Here is a 20,844-nt window from a genome sequence, read left to right on the forward strand (position 1 = left end):
TCAGGCCTCCACCGGCAGCGCGGGCGCTGCCGGGTGTTGTGCCACGGTCTCGCCCATGGCCTCCAGGATCTCGCGCTTGAGCGCGGCGAACCCGGTGCTCACGCGGTCGCGCGGGCCGGGTGGCAAATCCACGCGGATCTGCTTGACGATGCGGCCCGGGTTGGCGTTCATCACCACCACGGTGTCGCTCAGGAAGATGGCCTCGTCCACATCGTGCGTCACCAGAATCATGGTCACGCCTTCAACGCGCCAGATGCGTTGCAACTCTTCCTGCAGGCGCACGCGGGTGAGCGCATCGAGCGCGCCCAGCGGTTCGTCCAGCAGCAGGATCTCGGGCTGGCCCACCAGGCCACGCGCAATCGCGCCGCGCTGCGCCATGCCGCCCGAGAGCTCGTGCGGGTAGGCCTTCTCGAAGCCCTGCAGGCCCACCAGCGCGATGTGCTCGCGGATGGTCTGGGCCTTGCGCTCGGGCGACCAGTCGGCATTGGCCAGGGCCAGGCCGATGTTCTGCTCCAGCGTCAGCCAGGGCAGCAGGCGGTGGTCCTGGAACACGATGCCGCGCGTGAGGCTGGTGCCGGCAATGCGTTCGCCGTGCAGCAGGATGTCGCCCTCGTAGTCCTTGTCCAGGCCGACGATCAGCCGCAGCAGCGTGGACTTGCCGCAGCCGCTCGGGCCGACCAGCGAGACGAAGGCGCCGGGTGCAACGTCGAAGCTGGCGTTGACCAGCGCATCCAGGCGCGCACGGCCCGGCACGGAATAGCTCTTGGAAACGGCCTTGACTTCAAGGCGACCGGGTTCAGCCATGGTGGGGCTCCTAAAAGATTTGATCGAAGCGAAGTGCCTGGTCCAGCAGACACCGTGGATCGGGCTCGGCCCGTTCACGGGTGTCGCCCCCTTTGAGGGGGTGACACGCCGCAGGCGTGGCGCGGGGGTGGGTCTGTCTAGCCCTCATAGCCTTGTTTCCAGCGCAGCACGCGGCGCTGGGCGTGGTACATCAGGCGGTCGATGCCGAAGCCCACCAGGCCAATGATCACCATGCAGACCAGCAACTGGTCGGTCAGCAGCAGGCCCTGGGCGCGGAAGATCAGGAAGCCCAGGCCTTCGAGCCCGCTCAGGCCCTCGGCCACCACCACCAGCGCCCAGGCCAGGCCGGCCGCGTAACGCAGCGAGACCATGATGGTCGGCGTGGCCGCCGGCAGGATGATCTTGCGCACCAGCTGCCAGCGCGTGAGCGTCAGCACGTCGGCGAGTTCGATGTAGCTCTTGTCCACGCTGCGAATGCCTTGCAGCGTGTTGAGGAAGACCGGAAAAAACACCGTCTTGGCGATCACCAGGATCTTGGCCGGTGCACCCAGGCCCAGCCACAACACGATCAGCGGAAACCAGGCAATGCCGGGGATGTGGCGGATGGTGTCGAAGGTGGGCGAGAGAAACTGCTCGAACCGCCGCGACAGGCCAGCGGCCACGCCCAGCACCACCGCCGCGGTGGCTCCGTAGAGGAAGCCTTGCGAGACCAGCGCCAGGCTGACGCCGAAGTCGGTCAGCAGCCGCTGCTCGGTCAGCATCTTGAAGAAGGCCTCGACCACCTTGATCGGCGCGGGCAGGAACACGGGGTCGATCCACGCGAGGCTGGCCGCCGTCTGCCACAGCGCCAACACGCCGGCCGGCAACAGGAAGCCGATGGCGCGGCTGGGCACCAGCCATTGCCGGAGCGTGGCGGTGAAAGTGGGCGCGTCGGACTCGGGGGCGGTCGCCGCGGGCAGGTTGTGCGTCAGGGTGTTCATGGCGGGCGTGAGAGACAGCGTGAGAGACAAAGAGGAAACAACCGGCCGGGCGGTCCGTGGACCGCGCCGGCCAGCGCGGAGGGCATGGGCGCTCAGCGGTAGATCGAGTGCGAGCCACCGGCGAAGAAGCGGCCGTCCACGAAGGCGTCCACCTGCGCGTCGGTCAGGCTGCGTTCACCCAGGATGTCGTCGCCCTGCTTCGTGTAGTAGCTGATGAAGGTCTTGATCGAGTTGCGGGCGCGCGCGGCGTTGGGCTCACCGGCCATGAACTCCCATTGGCCCAGGTGGGTGATCTGGAACTTGGCCACTTCCACCGGCACCCGCGTTTCGCGAGCGACGATCTTGGCGGCCTCGTCCACGTTGTCCAGCGTCCAGGCCATGGCGCGTTCGCGCGAGGCCAGGAAGGCCTGCACCGCCTCGGGGTACTTGTTGACGAACTCGCGCTTGGCGAAATACGTCACGCGGCCCGCGTGGTTCACGTACACGCCGTCGTCCGGCACGTGGCCGATCACCTTGAGCTTGCCCGTGAGCCAGGCGCCGGTGGCGTTGCCGGCGGCCAGGTGGGTGGTGGTGGCATCGAGCGCACCCGAGAGCACCGCGGCAATGGCCACGGTGGGGTTGTCGATCGACTCGTAACGCACCCGGCCCTTGGTCTGGCGCGTGTCCAGCGGCAGGCCGACCGAATTCAGCGCCTCGGTGGGGGCCGACCAGTAGCAGCTGATGCGGCTGCTGCCGAACTTCTTGCCGTCCAGGTCGGCCAGCGTGTTCACCGACTTGTTCGACACCGCGGCCAGCACAGGCGCGCGGTAGCGGTTGGAGGTTTCAGAGGCCCAGATGATCACGCCGTCCAGGCCGTTGGCGCGGTGCACCGTGGCCGGGTAGATCATGCGCTGCGCGATCGAGATCGCGCCCTTGCTGAGCGCACCGGTTTCGGCGCCGACCAGCTCCGCACCACCCGAAGCGATGAGGTTCACTTCCTTGGTGCCGACCTTGTTGAACTCTTCCTTGAAGATGCCTTTTTCACGCGCGATCACCGTCCAGGGCGTGAGCTGCAGGTTGATCGCGGGCAGCACTTCGGCGGCGGCCATGCCAGGTTGCGCCAGCAGGCCGGCCACGATGGCAGCCGCCGCGCCGAGGGCATGCAGGCGTTTTCGTGTGCGGGTTGGGGTGGGAATGAAAGTGGTCATCGGGTTCTCCAGGGTTTGACGACGGTGTTGTGGATGAAGCGGAACGCGCCGATTCTTGAACCGGATGCGGCCCGCACCAACGAAGGAATTCGGCGCCCCATATGCAGCCCCAAATCGCGCAGATGCATATGCGCATTTCGCGCCACGGCGCTGCGCATCGCCGCCCAGAATCAGCGGCTTGTTCGCCCCCGCCACCGCCCCCATCACCACCCGATGCCTGCCATGCGCCCTGCCCCCGCCCCAACCGAACGCGCGCTGCGCAAGACCCTGCTCCTGACCGCGCTGGGCATCGGCGCGTTGTGCGCCGCGGTGTTCGTGACGATGCAGTCGCGCGCTGCCACGGCCGCGCCGCTGGCCCTCGGTGAACTGCGCATCGGCGTGGCGCCCGCCACCCTGCCGGTGAGCACCGGCGAGCGCGACTACACCAACGGCGGCTTCGAAGCCGTGTACGCGCAGGAGCTGGCGCGCCACCTGGGCGTGCCGGTGCGCCTGGTGACGCTGCCACACGAAACCCAGGCCCAAGCCTTGCGCCATGGCGAGGTGGACCTGGTGCTGGCACGCGCCAGCAAAAGCGCCACCGCCGAACCCGGCCTGCGCGCCATCGACACCGGCTACCGCTCGGGCGTGAGCGTGGCCATGCGCGCTGACACGAAGGTGCGCCGCTGGGACCAGCTCGCGGGGCAACTGCTCTGCACCTCGGCCGACAACCTGGGCGCACAAGCACAGGCGCGCCAGGTGAAGGGCCAACTCAAGGTGTTCGACGCACCCGCGCAGGCGCTGCTGCACGTGCGCACCGGCGAGTGCGCGGCGGCACTGCTCGACCGCTCGCAACTCGAGACCTTGCTGGCGCAGAAGGAGTGGGCCAAGTTCTCCGCCACCCTGCCCGCCACCGAAGCCACGGCCCTGCAGGCCTGGCTGCCCGAAGCGCGCGCAGATCTTGCGACGCCCTTGCAGGCCGCCGTGCGCGAGATCGGCAGCGCCACGCACTGGGCGCAGCGGCGCCAGACCTGGGCCTCCAACGTGGCCTTCGAGGTCTACTTCGACCAGACCGGCCCGGATTGCCATTGAGGCAACCCATGCGGCTGCTCGCGCTGGCGCTGACGCTGTGTGGCGCGGCCGCGCTTGCCACACCGCAGACAGCCCATACCGACCAGGCACTGCGCCAGGCCTACGAGCGGCCACCGGCCGAATGGCCCGCCGCCACCACGGACCCGGGCGTGGCCTTCGTGGAGCTGGGCGCGCTGGCCGCCGCACCCGCGCCCGCCACGGCACACGAAGCCCAACTGGCACGGTTGGGCCGACAACTCTTCTTCGACCCGCGCCTCTCGGCCGATGGCCGCGTGTCCTGCGCCAGCTGCCACCGCCCCGACCAGGGCTGGACCGTGCACGGCCCCACGGCCACCGGCGTGGCAGGCCAGGCCGGCCGGCGCAACCCACCCGGCTTGCAGGACGTGGCCAGCCGCCCGCACTGGGCCTGGGACGGCGCCAGCGGCTCGCTGGCCTCGCAATCGCTGCGCCCGCTGACCGACCCGCGCGAGATGGGCAACCCCTCGCTGGCGGCGGTGTGGACGCGCATCTCGCAGGCACCCGAATACGCCACGCTCGCACGCGGCGCCAACGCCTCACCCGCGCGGCTGGGCGAAGCCCTGGCGGCGTTCCAGCGCACGCTGCACACACGCAGCCGCTTCGACCGTTTCGTGCAGGGCGACCACCGCGCCCTCAGCGACCAGGCGGTGCGTGGCCTGCACCTGTTCCGCACCCAGGCACGTTGTGCCAACTGCCACTTCGGCCCGACGTTCAGCGACGGCCGCTTCCACAACCTGGGCATCGCCTTTTTCGGCGAACCCTCGCAAGACCTGGGGCGCTACGCCGTCAGCGGGCAGTGCGAGGACGTGGGGCGCTTCCGCACCCCCAGCCTGCGCCAGGTGGCGCGCACCGCGCCCTACATGCACCACGGCCTGTTCGATTCCCTGGCCGGTGTGCTCCAGCTCTACCAGCGCGGCGGCGGCGACCCGCGCAACAGCCGCGCCGGCGTGCGCGAACACCCGCTGTACCGCTGCGCCACACAGGTCTCGCCGCACCTGCAGCCGCTGCATTTGAAGGCCGAAGACATCGCGGCACTGCTCGTTTTCCTGCAGGCGCTGTGAGGGCGCCGCACCGCACGGCGGCGGTGGTGGCGAAGGCGCATTGGATGGCATTTTCTGAACAATGAATCCCGCCCGCGAGGGCTGACCGCGCGTGTGCCGCTGCCTAGACTGGCTGCTCCTTCCATCACATTCAGAGAGAAACACATGGCAGACCATTCCATCAAGGGCAAAGTGGTGCTCATCGCCGGCGGTGCCAAGAACCTGGGCGGCCTGCTGGCCCGGGACTTCGCCCAACACGGCGCCAAGGCCGTGGCCATCCACTACAACAGCGCGGCCACCAAAGCCGACGCCGACGCCACCGTGGCCGCCGTCAAGGCCGCTGGTGCGCAGGCCGCGGCCATCCAGGCCGACCTCACCACCGCCGGCGCGGTCGAGCGCCTGTTCAACGACACCATCGCCCTCGTGGGCCGGCCCGACATCGCCATCAACACCGTGGGCAAGGTGCTCAAGAAGCCGATGGCCGACATCAGCGAAGCCGAGTACGACGAGATGACGAACGTGAACGCCAAGTCGGCCTTCTTCTTCATCAAGGAAGCGGGCAAACACGTCAACGACAACGGCAAGGTCTGCACGCTGGTGACCTCACTGCTCGGCGCCTTCACGCCCTTCTACGCCGCCTACGCCGGCACCAAGGCGCCGGTGGAGCACTACACGCGTGCCGCGGCCAAGGAGTTCGGCGCGCGCGGCATCTCGGTGACCGCCGTCGGCCCGGGTCCGATGGACACGCCCTTCTTCTACGGCCAGGAAAGCACCGACGCCCAGGCGTACCACAAGAGCGCGGCCGCACTCTCGCCCAGCTCCAAGACCGGCCTGACCGACATCGAGGATGTGGTGCCCTTCATCCGCCACCTGGTGAGCGACGGCTGGTGGATCACCGGCCAGACCATCCTCATCAACGGCGGCTACACCACCAAGTGAGGGCTGCGCGATGCACATGGCCCTGGTGATCGTCGCCGGCCTGCTCCTGCTGGCCGTGTTCCTCATGTTCGGCTGGCTGTGGGGCGCGAGCGCAGCGGGCGTGGCGCTGGCGGGCAAGGTGTTCGTGCCCGTCTGGTTGCTGGTGGCGGCAGCCAACCTGTGGGTGGGCGTGGCGCACGCGGGCTACACCGTGCGGGAGGAACTGCCCATTCTGCTGCTGGTGTTCGCCGTGCCGGCCATTGCGGCCGGCGTGGCCGTCTGGCAACTCAGCCGCGCCTGATACCGGGAACGCAAGCCATGGGCTAAATTCCGCCCATGGACAAGATCGACCAGTACCGGGTGTTCGTTCAGGTGGCCGAGATGCACAGCTTCATCAAGGCTGCACACGCGCTGGACCTGCCACGCGCCTCGGTATCGGCCGCCATCCAGCAGCTCGAATCCAGCCTGGGCACGCGCCTGCTGCACCGCACCACCCGCCAGGTGCAGCCCACCGCCGACGGCCTGCAACTGCTGGAACGCGTGCGCGCCTTGCTGGCCGACGCCGAAGACATCGAGCAACTGTTCCTCACCAGCCAGCGCAAGGTGTCGGGCCGCCTCAAGGTGGACATGCCCAGCCGCATTGCCCGGCGCCTGGTGGCACCGGCCCTGCCGGGTTTTCTGCGCCGTTTTCCACGCCTGCAGGTGTCGCTCGGCTCCTCCGACCGCACCATCGACCTGGTGCAAGACGGTGTGGATTGCGCAGTGCGCTTCGGCAACCTGCATGACAGCAGCATGATCCTGCGCCCGCTCGGGCACGTGGCGCTGATCAACTGCGCCAGCCCCGACTACCTGAAGGAACACGGCGTGCCCGTGCACCCGGACGGGCTGGCGCAACGGCACTGGGCGGTGGGTTATGCCTCGCCCTCCACCGGCCGGGAGCTGCCCTGGGAACAACCGGCAGCCGCCGGCCAGGCCAATGCGTTCCTGATGCCCAGCCGTGTGCTGGTCAACAACGCAGAGAGCTACATCGCCTGCTGCGCCGCCGGCATGGGCCTGATCCAGATTCCCCGCTTCGACGTGCAGCACCTGCTGGACCGCGGGCAACTGGTCGAGGTCATGCCGGGGTTTCGTGCCGCCAGCATGCCGGTGTCGCTGATCTACCCGCACCGCAAACAGCGTTCACGGCGACTGGCCGCCTTTGTCGACTGGTTCGAGGCCCTGATGCAGCCGCATCTGGAGCCCTGACACCCAGCGCGCCCAGACGCCCAGACGCCCAGGCGTTCAGGCAGCGAGCCGCGCGCCGCTGGCGTGGCGGCTGACCGGGCGCTCCAGCCCGAGGTTCTCGCGCAGCGTCGTGCCCTCGTAGGCGGTGCGGAACAGGCCACGCCGTTGCAGCTCGGGAACCACCAGATCAACAAACTCGTTGAGCGAAGCCGGCAGCACCGGCGGCATCACGTTGAAGCCGTCGGCAGCACCGTTTTCAAACCACTCCTGCATGCGGTCGGCAATCGTCTGCGGCGTGCCGATTACCACCCAGTGCCCGCGCGCGCCGGCCAGGTACTCGTACAACTGGCGCACCGTGAAGCGCTCGCGCCGCGCCAGTTCGATCACCACGTGCGCGCGGCTGTTGATGCCCTTGGGCGGCTCGGGGTAGTACGGCGGCGGCGCATCCAGGTTCCAGCGGTGCAGGTCTTCGTCGGGCCAGTACGGCACCAGGGTGCTCAGGCCCACCGAGGGGTGGATCAGCGCCTGCAGCTCGGCCCACTTGGCCTGCGCTTCTTCTTCCGTGCGGCCGATCACCGGCGAGATGCCGGGCAGCACCAGCAGTTGCTCGGGGCGGCGGCCGTATTTGGCCATGCGGTCCTTCACGTCCTTGTAGAAAGCCTGCGCCTCGCCCAGGCTGGTCCAGGCGGTGAAGATCGCCTCGGCGGTGGCGGCCGCCAGCTCCTTGCCGTCTTCCGACGAACCGGCCTGCACGATCACCGGGTGGCCCTGGCGCGAACGCTCCAGGTTCAGCGGCCCCTTCACCTTCAGGTATTTGCCGATGTGGTTGAGCTCGTGCAGCTTCGACGGGTGGAAATACACGCCGCTCTCGCGGTCGCGCACGAAGGCGTCGTCGTCGAAGCTGTCCCACAGGCCTTTGACCACGTCGACGAACTCGGTCGCCTTGGCGTAGCGCTCGCCCGGCGAGGGGTGCGCGTCGAGGCCGAAGTTGCCGTGCACGCTGTCGTTGCTGGTGGTCACCACGTTCCAGGCCGCACGCCCCTTGCTGATGTGGTCGAGCGAGGCGAACTTGCGCGCCAGCAGGTAGGGGTCTTCGTAGGTGGTGGAGGCGGTGGCGACGAAGCCGATGTGTTTTGTCACCGCCGACAGCGCGGCCCACAGCGTGACCGGCTCGAAGTGCGAGATGCGGCCCTGGCGGCTGAACGACTCGTCGTCGCCCGTGCCCCAGATGCCCGGGCTGTCGGCCACGAAGACCTGGTCGAACAGGCCGCGTTCGGCGGTCTGCGCGACCTCGATGTAGTGGTCGATGTTGGTGCCCGAGTCGATCTGCGAACCCGGGTGCCGCCAGGCCGCCACGTGGTGGCCGGTGGCCATGATGAAGGCGCCGAGGCGCAGTTGTTTGTTGCCCATGAAGGTGTGCTTACGGTTGGATGGAAGCACGCAATTTAGAAGCGGGCACGCGATGCGCCAACGAAACAAAGCGCATATCCATAGCCGTTCTGCTTCGTTGCCGCCGTGTGGCGCGGTGCCTAGCATCGGTGCACCAGTGTTTGAAAAAAACGGACTGGTCCGGCCGATGCGGGGGCATGTTGAGAACCCTGGTTGTCTCCTGGGGGGGAGGATTGCATCGGCCGGTTTTTTTTTGGACTCGTGATGGTGCGCCCACGGATGAGTTCGTAATGAAGAAACAAATAAACAATGGTTTGTGTGTGGAGGAAGCGCTTTTAGAGTGCTTTGCATGCCCGGCGCAACCGGCGCGGGCTTCACACACGAAAGGTTTATCCAGATGACGGTCGCCACCGAATCCCCCGCCTCGCTCGACGCCCTGGCGGGCATTGAACAGGCCGCACGCGCCGCCGGGCAGAAATACGCCGGCAGCGTGCCACCCCAGCTGGCGTGGTCCCTGTTTGCAGCCGGCGACGCCAGGCTGGTGGACGTGCGCAGCGCCGAGGAGCGCAAGTTCGTCGGCCATGTGCCCGACAGCATCCACGTGCCCTGGGCCACCGGCACCAGCCTCACCCGCAACCCGCGTTTCGTGCGCGAGCTTGAAGCCAAGACCGGCAAGGACGCGCGCATCCTGCTGCTGTGCCGCAGCGGCAAGCGCTCGGCCCTGGCGGCCGAAGCGGCGGCCGCGGCCGGCTTCACGCAGGTGTTCAACGTGCTCGAAGGTTTTGAGGGCGAGATCGACGCACACCACCACCGCGGCGACCAGGACGGCTGGCGCTTCCACGGACTGCCGTGGCAACAAGATTGACGAGCCCGCCATGTCCGATTCCCTGGAACGAACCGGCGAGCCCCGCGCCTCGCTGTTTGACCTGCAACAGGTGGTGCGCGGCCTGGCCGATGTGCGCCAGCGCTGGCGCATCGCGCAGAAACGCTCGCGCGAACCCGGTGGGCGCGAGCTGCCGTCGCGCGATGCGCTGTCGGCCATCGTGGACGGCCTGCGTGGCGCGCTGTTTCCCATGCGCCTGGGCCCGCTGGACTTGCGCCAGGAGAGCGAAGACTTCTACATCGGCCACACGCTCGACGCCGCGCTGCACGCCCTGTTCGGCCAGGTGCGGCTGGAGCTGCGGCACCAGCAGCGCCACACCGGTGCCGCCGACGAAGCGGCCATCGAACAACAGGCACGCACCCTGGTGCGCGACTTCGCGCACAGCCTGCCCGCCATCCGCGAGTTGCTCGACAGCGACGTGGTGGCGGCCTTCGAAGGCGACCCCGCCGCGCGCAGTGTGGACGAGGTGCTGCTCTGCTACCCCGGCATCCAGGCCATGATCCACCACCGCGTGGCGCACCGCCTGTACGAACTGGGTGCGCCGCTGCTCGCGCGCATCGTGGCCGAGCTGGCACACGGCGCGACCGGCATCGACATCCACCCGGGCGCCTCCATCGGCGCGGGCTTCTTCATCGACCACGGCACCGGCGTGGTGATCGGCGAGACCGCGGTGATCGGCCAGCGCGTGCGCGTGTACCAGGCCGTCACGCTCGGTGCCAAACGTTTCCCCACCGACGAGAACGGCCACCTCAGCAAGGGGCTGGCGCGGCATCCGCTGGTGGAAGACGACGTGGTGATCTACGCCGGTGCCACCGTGCTCGGGCGCGTGACCATCGGGCGCGGCGCCACCATCGGCGGCAACCTCTGGGTCACGCACGACGTGGCACCCGGCGCCAACCTGAGCCAGGCTCGATCCAGGGAGGTCAACACCAACCCCTGATCGACCGCCGCACCCCGCCCCACCCCTTCACCCATCCCTTTTTTCGCGTCGCTCGCAGCGCACGCGCCGGGTTTCCTTTGCCTCTCGTTTTCAACCCATCCCTGTTCCGGAGTCTTCATGTCTGACCACACCCCCTCTCAGCTTGCGCTGAGCGACAACGCCGCACGGCAACTGGCGAACGCCACCAAGACCGCACCCGTGCTGTCCACCATCAGCCCGCGCTGGCTGACCCACCTGCTGCAATGGCAGCCGGTGGAAGCCGGCATCTACCGCCTGAACAAGGTGAAGAACCCGCAAGACGTGGAAGTGCTGTGCGCCAAACGCGACGAGAGCGAACTGCCCTCCACCTTCGTGGACTACGAAGAAGCCCCGCGCGAGTACTTCCTGAACGCGGTGTCCACCGTGCTGGACGTGCACACCCGCGTGTCCGACCTGTACAGCAGCCCGCACGACCAGATCAAGGAACAGCTGCGCCTGACGATCGAGACGATCAAGGAGAAGCAGGAAAGCGAGCTGATCAACAACGCCGACTACGGCCTGCTCGCCAGCGTGCACCCCGACCAGATCGTCTACCCGCTCACCGGCGCGCCCACGCCCGACGACCTCGACGAGTTGCTCACCAAGGTGTGGAAAGAACCCGCCTTCTTCCTGACCCACCCGCTGGCCATCGCCGCCTTTGGCCGTGAGTGCACGCGCCGTGGCGTGCCGCCGCCGACCGTGAGCCTGTTCGGCTCCCAGTTCCTGACCTGGCGCGGCATCCCGCTGATTCCCAGCGACAAGGTGCCGGTGGCCGATGGCAAGACCAAGATCATCCTGCTGCGCGTGGGCGACAAGCGCCAGGGCGTGGTCGGCCTCTACCAGCCCGGTCTGGCGGGTGAACAGAGCCCGGGCCTGTCGGTGCGCTTCATGGGCATCAACCGCAGTGCCATCGCCTCGTACCTGATCTCGCTGTACTGCTCGCTGGCGGTGCAGACCGAAGACGCGCTGGCGGTGCTGGAAGACGTTGAAGTGGGCAAGTTCCATGACTATCCAGACACCTACAAGTGAGGCGCCGGGCGCCGCAGCGCCCGCCGGGTTTCCCGACCTCGCCGCACTGAACCAGCTGGCGGGCGCGTTCTTCGCCGCCCTGCCCGGTTCGCCGCCCACACTGCCGACCACGGCACTCGGTGGCGTGCCCGCCCCGGTGAACGTGTTGCCCGGTGGCAGCTCGCTCGGGCCGTTCGGGCAGGGCCCGCAACTGCCCGGCACGCTGGTGCCCGGTGCGGGCCTCACGCCGACCTCGCCACAGAGCGTGCTCTCATTGGGCGCGTCCGCACCTTCGCTGGTGCCGCACTCGACCGCGCCCAACGGCCTGCCGGACAACGCGGCCATCGTGCCGCCCGCGCTGGACAGCCGCTTCGGCGGCCAGGCACTCGGTGTGCCACAGGCCGGCCCTGCGCCGGGCACCGACCGCCTGAGCGCACAGTCTTTCGGCCTGCCGGGTGCGGACGCCCTGCGTGAGCTGCTGAACACGCCGCCGCGCCACAGTGGTACGCCGTCCACGCCGGGCAGCCCCGGCGCCGTGCCGGTGTCGGCCCCGCCCGCCAGCGCCTACTACTTCGCGCAGGACCGGCAGGCGCCGCAGGGTTTCGCCACCCAGGTGCCGCAGGCCGATGCCGCACGCCACCCTCCGTTTGACGTCAACGCCGTGCGGCGCGATTTCCCCATCCTGCAGGAGCGCGTGAACGGCCGGCAGTTGGTGTGGTTCGACAACGCGGCCACGACGCACAAGCCGCAATCGGTGATCGACCGCATCTCGTACTTCTACGAGCACGAGAACTCGAACATCCACCGCGCCGCGCACGCCCTGGCCGCGCGCGCGACCGATGCCTACGAGAGCGCGCGCGAGAAGGTGCGCAACTTTCTGGGCGCGTCGTCGGTGGACGAGATCATCTTCGTGCGCGGCGCAACCGAAGCAATCAACCTGGTGGCCAAGACCTGGGGCGCGCAGAACGTGGGCCAGGGTGACGAGATCATCGTCTCCCACCTCGAGCACCACGCCAACATCGTGCCCTGGCAACAGCTCGCGGCCGAAAAAGGCGCGGTGATCCGCGTGATCCCGGTGGACGACAGCGGTCAGGTGCAACTCGACGAGTACCGAAAGCTGCTCAACAGCCGCACGAAGATCGTCGCCGTCACGCAGGTGTCGAACGCGCTGGGCACGGTGGTGCCGGTGAAGGCCATCGTCGAAATGGCGCACCGGGCCGGCGCGAAGGCGCTGGTGGACGGCGCGCAGTCGGTCAGCCACCTGCGGGTGGACGTGCAGGCCATCGACGCCGACTTCTTCGTCTTCTCCGGCCACAAGATCTTCGGCCCGACCGGCATCGGCGTGGTCTACGGCAAGCGCGCGCTGCTCGACGACATGCCTCCCTGGCAAGGCGGCGGCAACATGATTGCCGACGTGACCTTCGAGCGCACCGTGTTCCAGCCGCCGCCGAACAAGTTCGAGGCCGGCACCGGCAACATCGCGGACGCGGTGGGTCTGGGCGCCGCCATCGACTACGTGCAGCGCATCGGCCTGGAGAACATCGCGCAATACGAGCACGACCTGCTGGCCTACGCCACGCACCACCTCAAGCCCATTCCCGGTGTGCGCCTGATCGGCACCGCGCAAGAAAAAGCCAGCGTGTTGTCCTTCGTGCTGAAGGGCTACACCACGGAAGAAGTGGGCAAGGCGCTGAACGAAGAAGGCATTGCGGTGCGCTCCGGCCACCACTGCGCGCAGCCGATCCTGCGCCGCTTCGGTGTCGAGGCCACGGTGCGCCCTTCGCTCGCGTTCTACAACACCTGCGAAGAAGTCGACCGCTTCATCGCAGTGGTGCGCAAGCTGAGCTCGGCGCGCCAGCACTGAGCGGCTGCAGTACCGCAAGCCAGGGTTCGACCACGGTCGGGCCCTGGCTTTCTTTTTTTGTGATGGCAGGGTGCACCGGCGATGTTCCCCGATGGCTCACTCAGCAAACCACTCGCCCGCACAATCAACGCCGTCACAGCCCCGGAGAAACCACACCATGACATGGTCAGCCCGCACGTACTCGGTGTTTGAACAGGAACGCACGCGCCCGGTGCGAGATCTGGTCGCCGCCATCCCCACGCAGACCACACGCACCGCCGTTGACCTCGGTTGCGGCCCGGGCAACTCCACCGAGGTGCTGGCCGCGCGTTACCCGCAGGCCGAGGTGAGCGGTGTGGACAGCTCCGACGACATGGTGGCCGCTGCGCGCCAGCGTTTGCCCGGCCTGGCCTTTGAGCTGGCCGACATCGCCACATGGCACGCCACCCGGCCGTGTGACGTGATCCTGGCCAATGCCTCACTGCAGTGGCTGCCCGACCACGCCACGCTCTACCCGCGCCTGGTGGCGCAACTGGCCGAGGGCGGCAGCCTCGCCGTGCAGACGCCGGACAACCTGGAAGAGCCCGCGCACCGGCTCGCGCGCGAGGTCGCGGCCAGCGGCCCCTGGGCACACAAGATCGCCGGCGTGCGCCACCCGCCGCGGCACGAAGCGGCGTTTTACTACCAGCTGCTGCAGCCGCACTGCAGCACGGTGGACGTCTGGCGCACCACCTACTTTCACCCCCTGGCCGGCGGGCCGGCGGCGGTGGTGGAGTGGTTCAAGGGATCGGCGCTGCGGCCCTTCATGGCGCCGCTGGACGAGACCGAAAAGGCCGCTTTCCTGGAGCGTTATCTGGCGGCCGTCACCGAGGCCTATCCCGCGTTGCCGAATGGCACGGTGCTGCTGCCCTTCCCCCGGCTGTTCATCGTGGCCACGCGCTGAGCGCCCGGGCGCCTGAAGCGCTCTGGCCTCACGGCCCCTCGATGTCCTCGCCCAGTGCGTGCAGCAGTTGCGCGATGAAGGCGTCCATGCCGGGCAGCGTCGGCGGCAGCGGCTTGCCCGTGTGCAGCGGGAACCAGCCGCGTGTGCCTTCGCTCAGGCGCAGAAAGCTGAGGTCGGGCGAAGCTCCGGCGTCGAACACGTGTGGCATGCCCGCCGGCAGCAGCACCCAGTCGCCCGCCTCGCACAACAGGCCGGTGAAACCGGAGGGCGTGCGCAGGTAGATCAGGGCCGTGCCTTGCAGGAACGCGCAGGCCACGCCACCGTCGCTGCGGAGCTCCAGCGGACGCGAGGCCTCCAACACCTCAGCCTGCGGCACACACTGCACCCGCTCGGCCACGTGCAGGCCGAGATGGCGCCGCAGCGCGACCAGGGCCCTGGACTGGCCGACCTCGGCTTCGTCGGTATCGACGGCCGGGTGGCCGTCCACCCAACGGCCCCAGCGCATCCCCGCCGACGCGGCCACGGGGCAGCTCGCCCCTTCACACACCGAGGTGGATAGCCAGAGACCGTGCCGATCGAATGTCGCGAGCGCTGCCATGCGGATCAGTGTGGAGCGCCGGGCCTCAAGGCACAACGACGCATTGCGGCTGAGCTCATGCGTTGAGCGAGTAAGGGCAGCAAGAGCTGCAAGGGCCGTAAGGGCCATATGCCTCAAGCCCATAAACAAACTACTTCATAGTCGTTTGCTTCTCAGGGCGGCCTTCGCAGAATGCAGTTTTGCATTTTCAAAGGAGCCCTTTCATGAGCACGCTGCGCCTTGGCGACACCGCACCCGATTTCACGCAAGACTCCACCGCGGGGCCGATCAGCTTCCACGCCTGGGCGGGCGACTCCTGGGTGGTGCTGTTCTCGCACCCCGCCGATTTCACGCCAGTCTGCACCACCGAATTGGGCAAGACGGCCGCGCTCTCGGGCGAGTTCGCCAAGCGCAATGTGAAGCCCATCGCGGTCAGCGTCGACCCGTTGGACTCGCACGGCAAATGGGTGCTCGACATCAACGAGACCCAGAACACCACGGTGAACTTCCCCATCCTGGCCGACGCCGACAAGAAGGTCGCCACCCTCTACGACATGATCCACCCGAACGCCTCGGCCACCGCCACGGTGCGCAGCGTGTTCATCATCGACCCGAAGAAGGCGATCCGCACCACGCTGACCTACCCCGCCAGCACCGGCCGCAACTTCGACGAGATCCTGCGCGTGATCGACTCGCTGCAACTCACCGACAGCCACAAGGTGGCCACGCCCGCCAACTGGCAAGACGGCGACGACGTGGTGATCGTGCCCAGCCTGCAAGACCCGGCCGAGATCGCCCAGCGTTTTCCCAAGGGCTACAAGGCCGTGCGTCCCTACCTGCGCCTGACGCCACAACCGAACCGCTGAGCCGGCCCACTGCATGAGCGCACCCACCGTCATCATCATTCCCGGCTGGCGCAATTCCGGCCCCGGTCACTGGCAGACGCTGTGGTCCGACGCCCTGCCCTCGGTGCTGCGGGTCGAGCAGGACGACTGGGTCGCGCCGCTGCGCAAGTCCTGGGTGGCGCGCCTGAGCGAGACCATCGCACGCGCGCCCGGCCCGGTGATCGTGGTCGCCCACAGCCTGGGCTGCATCACGGCCACCCACCTGCCACCCGAGGTGGCGCAGCGCATCCAGGGTGCGCTGCTGGTGGCACCGGCCGATCCTGAGCGCCGCGGCGTGCTGGCCGACTTCGCCCCCGTGCCCCACCAGCGCCTGCCCTACCGCAGCATCCTGGTGGCCAGCGGCAACGACCCCTACTGCCCGGTGCGCACCGCCGGTGCCTACGCGCGCGCCTGGGGCAGCGAGTTCGTGCGCCTCAACGACGCCGGCCACATCAACGTCGAATCCGGCCACGGCAACTGGCCGCTCGGCCTGGCCTTGCTGCAGTCGCTGGGCGCCGAGGTGCCGTCCTCCTTGCGCCTGGCAGAGCCCGTGGTGGCGCCTGCTTATGCCCAAGTGGAATAACGAAACAAAAACAAAGTCGTTTGGTTTCTCAGGGTCGCCGCCCAGAATTCGTCACATCCTGTTTCCTTCCCTGGAGTCCTTCATGAAAAACACCTTGCGCGCGGTCATCGCCGCCGTCGCCCTGTCCACCTCCGCCCTGGCGGGCGCACAGACCTCGCTGCTCAACGTCTCGTATGACGTGGCACGCGAGTTCTACAAGGACATCAACGTCGCCTTCGCGGCGAGCTACAAGAAGTCCACCGGCAAGGACATCAAGGTGGATCAGTCGCACGCCGGCTCCAGCGCACAAGCCCGCGCCGTGGCCGATGGCCTGGACGCCGACGTCGTCACCTTCAACACCACGACCGACGTGCAGTTCCTCGCCGACAAGGGCGTGGTCGCCGCCGACTGGGCCAAGCGCTTCCCGTACGGCGCCGCACCCACCACCTCCACCATGCTGTTCCTGGTGCGCAATGGCAACCCGAAGAACATCAAGGACTGGGACGACCTGATCAAGCCCGGCGTGCAAGTCGTGGTGGTCAACCCCAAGACCGGTGGCAACGGCCGCCTGGCCTACCTGGCCGCGTGGGGCTATGTGCGCAGCAAGGGCGGCAGCGATGCGGACGCGGCCGAGTTCGTGGGCAAGCTCTACAAGAACGTGCCGGTGCTGGCGCGTGGTGGCCGTGACGCCACTGGCGTCTTCCTGCAACGCAACATCGGCGACGTGCTGATCACCTTCGAATCCGAAGTGGTGTCGGTCAACAACGAGTTCGGCGCCGGCAAGGTCGATGCCGTGCACCCGAGCGCCTCCATCGTGGCCGAGAACCCGGTGGCCATCGTCGAACGCACGGTGAACAAGAAGGGCACCGCCGCCGAAGCCAAGGCCTACCTCGACTTCCTCTACAGCCCTGAAGGCCAGGAAATCGCCGCCAAGCACAACATCCGTCCGCGCAACGAAGCCGTGTTGAAGAAGTACGCCGACGCCTTCAAGCCGATCAAGTTCTTCACCGTCGCCGACTACTTCGGCTCGCTGTCCGAAGCGCAGAAGGTGCACTTCAACGACGGCGGCCAGTTCGACAAGCTGTACACCGTCAAGTAAAGAGGCACCCCCCGCCGCGCTTCGCGCGTCCCCCCTCAAGGGGGGCGGCGCCTGAGGCCCGGCGGAGCCGGTTCCTCGGCACCTCTTGATAGAGCCATCTCTCGCGCACAGCGATCTGGACACACGACATGACCACCGCGACGCTGCCCCATGCAGCCCTTCCCGAAACCGGCCGCCGGCGCGCCAGGCGCCGTGTGCTGCCGGGCTTCAACATCACGTTGGGCTTCACGATCTTCTACCTGAGCCTGATCGTGCTGATCCCGCTCTCGGCGTTGATCTTCAAGACCTTCACGCTGACCTGGCCGCAGTTCTGGGAAGCGGTCTCCGCTCCGCGCGTGGTGGCTTCCTACAAGCTCACCTTCGGCGCCTCGCTCATCGCCGCCACCGTCAACGCCGTGTTCGGCTTGCTGGTGGCCTGGGTGCTGGTGCGCTACAGCTTCCCCGGCAAGAAGATCGTCGACGCGCTGGTGGATCTGCCCTTTGCGCTGCCCACCGCCGTGGCCGGCATCTCGCTCACCGCCATCCTCGCGGGCAACGGCTGGATCGGCCAGTACACCGAACCGCTGGGCCTGCAACTCGCCTTCAACCCCAACGGGGTGGTGATCGCGCTGATCTTCATCGGCCTGCCCTTCGTGGTGCGCACGGTGCAGCCGGTGCTGGAAGACACCGAGAAGGAACTCGAAGAAGCCGCCACCTGCCTGGGCGCCACGCGCTGGCAGACCTTCAGCCGCGTGATCTTCCCCAGCATCGCCCCCGCCCTGCTCACCGGCTTCGCCATGGCCTTCGCCCGTGCCGTCGGTGAATACGGCTCGGTGATCTTCATCGCCGGCAACATGCCCATGATTTCCGAGATCACGCCGCTCATCATCATCAGCAAGCTCGAGCAGTACGACTACGCCGGCGCCACCGCGGTGGCGCTGGTCATGCTGATCTTCTCCTTCGTGCTGCTGCTGCTCATCAACGGCCTGCAAACCTGGCAACGCAAACGCTCGGGAGGGAACCTGCAATGAGCGCCGTCAACTCCGTGCGCACTGCACACAAAGGCACCACCGAATCGGCGTGGGTGCGCCGCACCCTGATCGGCATCGCGCTGGCCTTCATGTTCCTGTTCCTGGTGCTGCCGCTGGCCGCGGTGGCCACCGAAGCGCTGCGCAAGGGCTCCGAGGCCTACTTTGAAGCGCTGAAGGAACCCGATGCCTGGGCGGCCATTCGCCTGACCTTCCTCACCGCGGCCATCACCGTGCCGCTGAACCTGGTGTTCGGTGTGGCCGCCGCCTGGGCCGTGGCGAAGTACGAGTTCCGTGGCAAGTCCTTCCTGACCACGCTGATCGACCTGCCGTTCTCGGTCTCGCCCGTGGTCGCCGGCCTGATCTACGTGCTGGTGTTCGGCGCGCAAGGCTGGTTCGGCCCCTGGCTGGCCGAGCACGACATCAAGATCGTGTTCGCCGTGCCCGGCATCATCCTGGCCACCATCTTCGTCACCTTCCCCTTCATTGCGCGCGAGCTGATCCCGCTGATGCAGGCGCAGGGCAACGACGAGGAACAGGCCGCCATCGTGCTCGGCGCCTCGGGCTGGCAGACCTTCTGGTACGTCACCCTGCCCAACATCAAGTGGGGCCTGATCTACGGCGTGATCCTGTGCAACGCACGCGCCATGGGCGAGTTCGGCGCGGTCTCGGTGGTCTCGGGCCACATCCGCGGCCAGACCAACACCATGCCGCTGCACGTGGAGATTCTGTACAACGAGTACCAGTCGGTCGCTGCCTTTGCCGTCGCGTCGCTGCTGGCCCTGCTGGCCCTGGTCACGCTGGTGATCAAGTCGATTGCCGAATGGCAGATGGAGCGCGAGATGAAGGCACTCGCCGAGCTGCCACCGGAACGCCCCACGCCGGCCGCCGCCGGAACGCCCACGCTGGCGACGCAGACCCCATGAGCGCCGCCACGCGCCGCACCAAGGACATCCCATGAGCATCGAAATCCGCAACATCAACAAGCAGTTCGGCAGCTTCCAGGCGCTGAAGAACGTCAACCTCGACATCCACTCGGGCGAGCTGCTGGCCCTGCTCGGCCCGTCGGGCTGCGGCAAGACCACGCTGCTGCGCATCATCGCCGGCCTGGAAACGCCGGACACCGGCAACATCCTGTTCAGCGGTGAAGACACCACCGACGTGCACGTGCGCGAGCGCAACGTGGGCTTCGTGTTCCAGCACTACGCGCTGTTCCGCCACATGACCGTGCTGGAGAACGTGGCCTTCGGCCTGCGCGTGAAGCCGCGCGGCCAACGCCCGAGCGACGCGCAGATCAAGGCCAAGGTGCTCGACCTGCTCAAGCTGGTGCAGCTCGACTGGCTGGCCGACCGTTACCCCTCGCAGCTCTCGGGCGGCCAGCGCCAGCGCATTGCCCTGGCGCGTGCGCTCGCGGTGGAGCCCAAGGTGCTGCTGCTCGACGAGCCCTTCGGCGCGCTCGATGCCAAGGTGCGCAAGGAACTGCGCCGCTGGCTGCGCCGCCTGCACGACGAGCTGCACGTGACCAGCGTCTTCGTCACCCACGACCAGGAAGAAGCCCTGGAAGTGGCCGACCGCGTGGTGCTGATGAACCAGGGCCAGGTCGAGCAGGTCGGTGCACCGCAAGAGGTGTGGGAGCACCCCGCCAGCCCCTTCGTCTACGGCTTCCTAGGCGACGTGAACATGTTCCATGGCCGCGCCAACGAAGGCCAGCTGCACCTGGACGGCGTGTCCATTGCCTCCCCCGAACACGCGGCGGCGCAGGATGCCAAGGCCTTTGCCTATGTGCGCCCGCACGACATCGAAGTGCAGCGCTACGCCGCGGGCCTGCCCGGCATCGTCGCCAGGCTCGACCGTGCCGTGGTGGTGGGCCCCATCGCACGGCTCGAACTGCTGCCGACCGAGCCGGGTGCACAAGCCGGACAGGACACGCTGATCGAAGCACGCCTGCCGGCCGACCGTTTCCAGGAACTCGGTTTCAAGGAAGGCGACATCCTCGTGGTGTCGCCGAAGAAGGCCCGCGTCTTCCTGCAACCGCAGGCGGCCTGATCGCCTTCAACTGAAGCCCGCAGCGCGGGCCCCTGCAGCCCAAGCAGCGGCGGCTGCGCGTTCTACACGCGCAGCCGCCGTTTTGTTTTTTCAGGCGCGGCGTTGCATGCGCGGCGTCATGCGCCGAGTTCGATCTTGCCCTCGGCCACGTAGCGCTTGAAATCGACCAGGGGCATGGCGGTGGAGCCTCGCACCTCTTCGTCCACCCAGCTCAGGGTGACGTCGTTCAATCCGGTCTCGACCTTCACCGGACCCGGGCGGATCACGATGTTCGGACCATCCCCCTCGCGGTATTCGACCTTGCCGACGATCTGCGCGGTTTGTGACATGCGTGTACTCCTTGAACAGTGCCTGCAGCATGGCTGCGGAACAGGGATCGGTCTGTGTGTTGAGGCACAGACCGGCT

22 protein-coding genes are annotated in these 20,844 nt (G+C 67.8%); 16 read left to right on the forward strand and 6 right to left on the reverse strand.

Annotated features, from left to right (window positions below):
• The 3 genes from HPA01S_RS16245 to HPA01S_RS16255 form a co-directional block, all read right to left on the reverse strand.
• Positions 1-804, reverse strand: a complete 804-nt coding sequence (locus HPA01S_RS16245) for an ABC transporter ATP-binding protein (protein ID WP_066271814.1) — start codon at positions 802-804, stop codon at positions 1-3.
• A 137-nt stretch (positions 805-941) separates the two neighbouring features.
• Positions 942-1,784, reverse strand: a complete 843-nt coding sequence (locus HPA01S_RS16250) for an ABC transporter permease (RefSeq protein ID WP_084360747.1) — start codon at positions 1,782-1,784, stop codon at positions 942-944.
• A gap of 92 nt (positions 1,785-1,876) precedes the next feature.
• Positions 1,877-2,971: an ABC transporter substrate-binding protein gene (locus HPA01S_RS16255; RefSeq protein WP_066271815.1), complete on the reverse strand. Its 1,095-nt coding sequence runs from the start codon at positions 2,969-2,971 to the stop codon at positions 1,877-1,879.
• A gap of 222 nt (positions 2,972-3,193) precedes the next feature.
• On the opposite strand from HPA01S_RS16255, the gene HPA01S_RS23185 reads away from it, so the two are divergent.
• The 5 genes from HPA01S_RS23185 (at position 3,194) to HPA01S_RS16280 (ending at position 7,260) form a co-directional block, all read left to right on the forward strand.
• Complete coding sequence (locus HPA01S_RS23185) at positions 3,194-4,039, forward strand: transporter substrate-binding domain-containing protein (RefSeq protein ID WP_169801546.1); 846 nt, start codon at positions 3,194-3,196, stop codon at positions 4,037-4,039.
• A gap of 8 nt (positions 4,040-4,047) precedes the next feature.
• Positions 4,048-5,118 carry a cytochrome-c peroxidase gene (locus HPA01S_RS16265; protein WP_066271817.1) on the forward strand — a complete coding sequence of 357 codons (1,071 nt, stop codon included), beginning with the start codon at positions 4,048-4,050 and terminating at the stop codon, positions 5,116-5,118.
• A gap of 144 nt (positions 5,119-5,262) precedes the next feature.
• Positions 5,263-6,036: an SDR family oxidoreductase gene (locus HPA01S_RS16270; RefSeq protein WP_066271818.1), complete on the forward strand. Its 774-nt coding sequence runs from the start codon at positions 5,263-5,265 to the stop codon at positions 6,034-6,036.
• Between the two features lie 10 nt (positions 6,037-6,046).
• On the forward strand, positions 6,047-6,316 hold the full coding sequence (locus HPA01S_RS16275; protein WP_066271819.1) for a hypothetical protein: 270 nt from the start codon (positions 6,047-6,049) through the stop codon (positions 6,314-6,316).
• A 35-nt stretch (positions 6,317-6,351) separates the two neighbouring features.
• Positions 6,352-7,260 (forward strand): LysR family transcriptional regulator, encoded by a 909-nt coding sequence (locus tag HPA01S_RS16280; RefSeq protein ID WP_066271820.1) that lies wholly within the window; start codon positions 6,352-6,354, stop codon positions 7,258-7,260.
• A 36-nt stretch (positions 7,261-7,296) separates the two neighbouring features.
• Here HPA01S_RS16280 and HPA01S_RS16285 read toward each other — a convergent pair whose 3' ends face one another.
• Positions 7,297-8,649, reverse strand: coding sequence for an LLM class flavin-dependent oxidoreductase (locus HPA01S_RS16285; RefSeq protein WP_066271821.1), 1,353 nt, complete (start codon positions 8,647-8,649; stop codon positions 7,297-7,299).
• A gap of 376 nt (positions 8,650-9,025) precedes the next feature.
• On the opposite strand from HPA01S_RS16285, the gene HPA01S_RS16290 reads away from it, so the two are divergent.
• The 5 genes from HPA01S_RS16290 (at position 9,026) to tam (ending at position 14,263) form a co-directional block, all read left to right on the forward strand.
• A complete protein-coding gene (locus HPA01S_RS16290) occupies positions 9,026-9,493 on the forward strand; it encodes a rhodanese-like domain-containing protein (RefSeq protein WP_066271822.1) in 468 nt (155 codons plus the stop codon).
• Positions 9,494-9,503: 10 nt separating this feature from the next.
• A complete protein-coding gene (gene epsC, locus HPA01S_RS16295) occupies positions 9,504-10,451 on the forward strand; it encodes a serine O-acetyltransferase EpsC (protein ID WP_066271823.1) in 948 nt (315 codons plus the stop codon).
• Positions 10,452-10,568: 117 nt separating this feature from the next.
• A complete protein-coding gene (locus tag HPA01S_RS16300) occupies positions 10,569-11,498 on the forward strand; it encodes a family 2A encapsulin nanocompartment shell protein (RefSeq protein WP_066271824.1) in 930 nt (309 codons plus the stop codon).
• The gene (locus HPA01S_RS16305) at positions 11,473-13,341 is read left to right on the forward strand and encodes a family 2A encapsulin nanocompartment cargo protein cysteine desulfurase (protein WP_066271825.1); all 1,869 of its coding nucleotides are present in this window, start codon (positions 11,473-11,475) and stop codon (positions 13,339-13,341) included. The genes HPA01S_RS16300 and HPA01S_RS16305 overlap by 26 nt, the downstream gene beginning before the upstream one ends.
• Positions 13,342-13,498: 157 nt before the next feature.
• Positions 13,499-14,263: a trans-aconitate 2-methyltransferase gene (gene tam, locus HPA01S_RS16310; RefSeq protein ID WP_066271826.1), complete on the forward strand. Its 765-nt coding sequence runs from the start codon at positions 13,499-13,501 to the stop codon at positions 14,261-14,263.
• A 28-nt stretch (positions 14,264-14,291) separates the two neighbouring features.
• Here tam and HPA01S_RS16315 read toward each other — a convergent pair whose 3' ends face one another.
• On the reverse strand, positions 14,292-14,861 hold the full coding sequence (locus HPA01S_RS16315; protein ID WP_157085068.1) for a cupin domain-containing protein: 570 nt from the start codon (positions 14,859-14,861) through the stop codon (positions 14,292-14,294).
• A gap of 203 nt (positions 14,862-15,064) precedes the next feature.
• Here HPA01S_RS16315 and HPA01S_RS16320 point away from each other — a divergent pair, with 203 nt between their 5' ends.
• The 6 genes from HPA01S_RS16320 to HPA01S_RS16345 all read left to right on the forward strand — a co-directional run bounded on the left by HPA01S_RS16320 (position 15,065) and on the right by HPA01S_RS16345 (position 20,438).
• Positions 15,065-15,706: a peroxiredoxin gene (locus tag HPA01S_RS16320; RefSeq protein WP_066271828.1), complete on the forward strand. Its 642-nt coding sequence runs from the start codon at positions 15,065-15,067 to the stop codon at positions 15,704-15,706.
• Positions 15,707-15,719: 13 nt separating this feature from the next.
• Positions 15,720-16,307: an RBBP9/YdeN family alpha/beta hydrolase gene (locus HPA01S_RS16325; RefSeq protein WP_066271829.1), complete on the forward strand. Its 588-nt coding sequence runs from the start codon at positions 15,720-15,722 to the stop codon at positions 16,305-16,307.
• Positions 16,308-16,389: 82 nt separating this feature from the next.
• The gene (locus HPA01S_RS16330; RefSeq protein WP_066271830.1) at positions 16,390-17,385 is read left to right on the forward strand and encodes a sulfate ABC transporter substrate-binding protein; all 996 of its coding nucleotides are present in this window, start codon (positions 16,390-16,392) and stop codon (positions 17,383-17,385) included.
• 128 nt (positions 17,386-17,513) lie between these two features.
• Positions 17,514-18,395: a sulfate ABC transporter permease subunit CysT gene (gene cysT, locus HPA01S_RS16335; RefSeq protein WP_066271831.1), complete on the forward strand. Its 882-nt coding sequence runs from the start codon at positions 17,514-17,516 to the stop codon at positions 18,393-18,395.
• Complete coding sequence (gene cysW, locus HPA01S_RS16340; RefSeq protein WP_066271832.1) at positions 18,392-19,318, forward strand: sulfate ABC transporter permease subunit CysW; 927 nt, start codon at positions 18,392-18,394, stop codon at positions 19,316-19,318. Before cysT ends, cysW begins: the two co-directional genes overlap by 4 nt.
• Before the next feature lie 31 nt (positions 19,319-19,349).
• The gene (locus HPA01S_RS16345) at positions 19,350-20,438 is read left to right on the forward strand and encodes a sulfate/molybdate ABC transporter ATP-binding protein (protein ID WP_066271833.1); all 1,089 of its coding nucleotides are present in this window, start codon (positions 19,350-19,352) and stop codon (positions 20,436-20,438) included.
• A 116-nt stretch (positions 20,439-20,554) separates the two neighbouring features.
• Here HPA01S_RS16345 and HPA01S_RS16350 read toward each other — a convergent pair whose 3' ends face one another.
• Positions 20,555-20,767 (reverse strand): hypothetical protein, encoded by a 213-nt coding sequence (locus tag HPA01S_RS16350; RefSeq protein ID WP_066271834.1) that lies wholly within the window; start codon positions 20,765-20,767, stop codon positions 20,555-20,557.
• Positions 20,768-20,844 lie beyond the last annotated feature (77 nt).

It is taken from the genome of Hydrogenophaga palleronii NBRC 102513, from assembly GCF_001571225.1.
Classification (GTDB): domain Bacteria; phylum Pseudomonadota; class Gammaproteobacteria; order Burkholderiales; family Burkholderiaceae_C; genus Hydrogenophaga; species Hydrogenophaga palleronii.

Excerpts from the sequence above, each read along its gene's own strand:
- HPA01S_RS16245 (WP_066271814.1), bottom strand. The coding sequence starts at position 804 with ATGGCTGAACCCGGTCGCCTTGAAGTCAAGGCCGTTTCCAAGAGCTAT.
- HPA01S_RS16250 (WP_084360747.1), bottom strand. The coding sequence starts at position 1,784 with ATGAACACCCTGACGCACAACCTGCCCGCGGCGACCGCCCCCGAGTCC.
- HPA01S_RS16255 (WP_066271815.1), bottom strand. The coding sequence starts at position 2,971 with ATGACCACTTTCATTCCCACCCCAACCCGCACACGAAAACGCCTGCAT.
- HPA01S_RS23185 (WP_169801546.1), top strand. The coding sequence starts at position 3,194 with ATGCGCCCTGCCCCCGCCCCAACCGAACGCGCGCTGCGCAAGACCCTG.
- HPA01S_RS16265 (WP_066271817.1), top strand. The coding sequence starts at position 4,048 with ATGCGGCTGCTCGCGCTGGCGCTGACGCTGTGTGGCGCGGCCGCGCTT.
- HPA01S_RS16270 (WP_066271818.1), top strand. The coding sequence starts at position 5,263 with ATGGCAGACCATTCCATCAAGGGCAAAGTGGTGCTCATCGCCGGCGGT.
- HPA01S_RS16275 (WP_066271819.1), top strand. The coding sequence starts at position 6,047 with ATGCACATGGCCCTGGTGATCGTCGCCGGCCTGCTCCTGCTGGCCGTG.
- HPA01S_RS16280 (WP_066271820.1), top strand. The coding sequence starts at position 6,352 with ATGGACAAGATCGACCAGTACCGGGTGTTCGTTCAGGTGGCCGAGATG.
- HPA01S_RS16285 (WP_066271821.1), bottom strand. The coding sequence starts at position 8,649 with ATGGGCAACAAACAACTGCGCCTCGGCGCCTTCATCATGGCCACCGGC.
- HPA01S_RS16290 (WP_066271822.1), top strand. The coding sequence starts at position 9,026 with ATGACGGTCGCCACCGAATCCCCCGCCTCGCTCGACGCCCTGGCGGGC.
- epsC (WP_066271823.1), top strand. The coding sequence starts at position 9,504 with ATGTCCGATTCCCTGGAACGAACCGGCGAGCCCCGCGCCTCGCTGTTT.
- HPA01S_RS16300 (WP_066271824.1), top strand. The coding sequence starts at position 10,569 with ATGTCTGACCACACCCCCTCTCAGCTTGCGCTGAGCGACAACGCCGCA.
- HPA01S_RS16305 (WP_066271825.1), top strand. The coding sequence starts at position 11,473 with ATGACTATCCAGACACCTACAAGTGAGGCGCCGGGCGCCGCAGCGCCC.
- tam (WP_066271826.1), top strand. The coding sequence starts at position 13,499 with ATGACATGGTCAGCCCGCACGTACTCGGTGTTTGAACAGGAACGCACG.
- HPA01S_RS16315 (WP_157085068.1), bottom strand. The coding sequence starts at position 14,861 with ATGGCAGCGCTCGCGACATTCGATCGGCACGGTCTCTGGCTATCCACC.
- HPA01S_RS16320 (WP_066271828.1), top strand. The coding sequence starts at position 15,065 with ATGAGCACGCTGCGCCTTGGCGACACCGCACCCGATTTCACGCAAGAC.
- HPA01S_RS16325 (WP_066271829.1), top strand. The coding sequence starts at position 15,720 with ATGAGCGCACCCACCGTCATCATCATTCCCGGCTGGCGCAATTCCGGC.
- HPA01S_RS16330 (WP_066271830.1), top strand. The coding sequence starts at position 16,390 with ATGAAAAACACCTTGCGCGCGGTCATCGCCGCCGTCGCCCTGTCCACC.
- cysT (WP_066271831.1), top strand. The coding sequence starts at position 17,514 with ATGACCACCGCGACGCTGCCCCATGCAGCCCTTCCCGAAACCGGCCGC.
- cysW (WP_066271832.1), top strand. The coding sequence starts at position 18,392 with ATGAGCGCCGTCAACTCCGTGCGCACTGCACACAAAGGCACCACCGAA.
- HPA01S_RS16345 (WP_066271833.1), top strand. The coding sequence starts at position 19,350 with ATGAGCATCGAAATCCGCAACATCAACAAGCAGTTCGGCAGCTTCCAG.
- HPA01S_RS16350 (WP_066271834.1), bottom strand. The coding sequence starts at position 20,767 with ATGTCACAAACCGCGCAGATCGTCGGCAAGGTCGAATACCGCGAGGGG.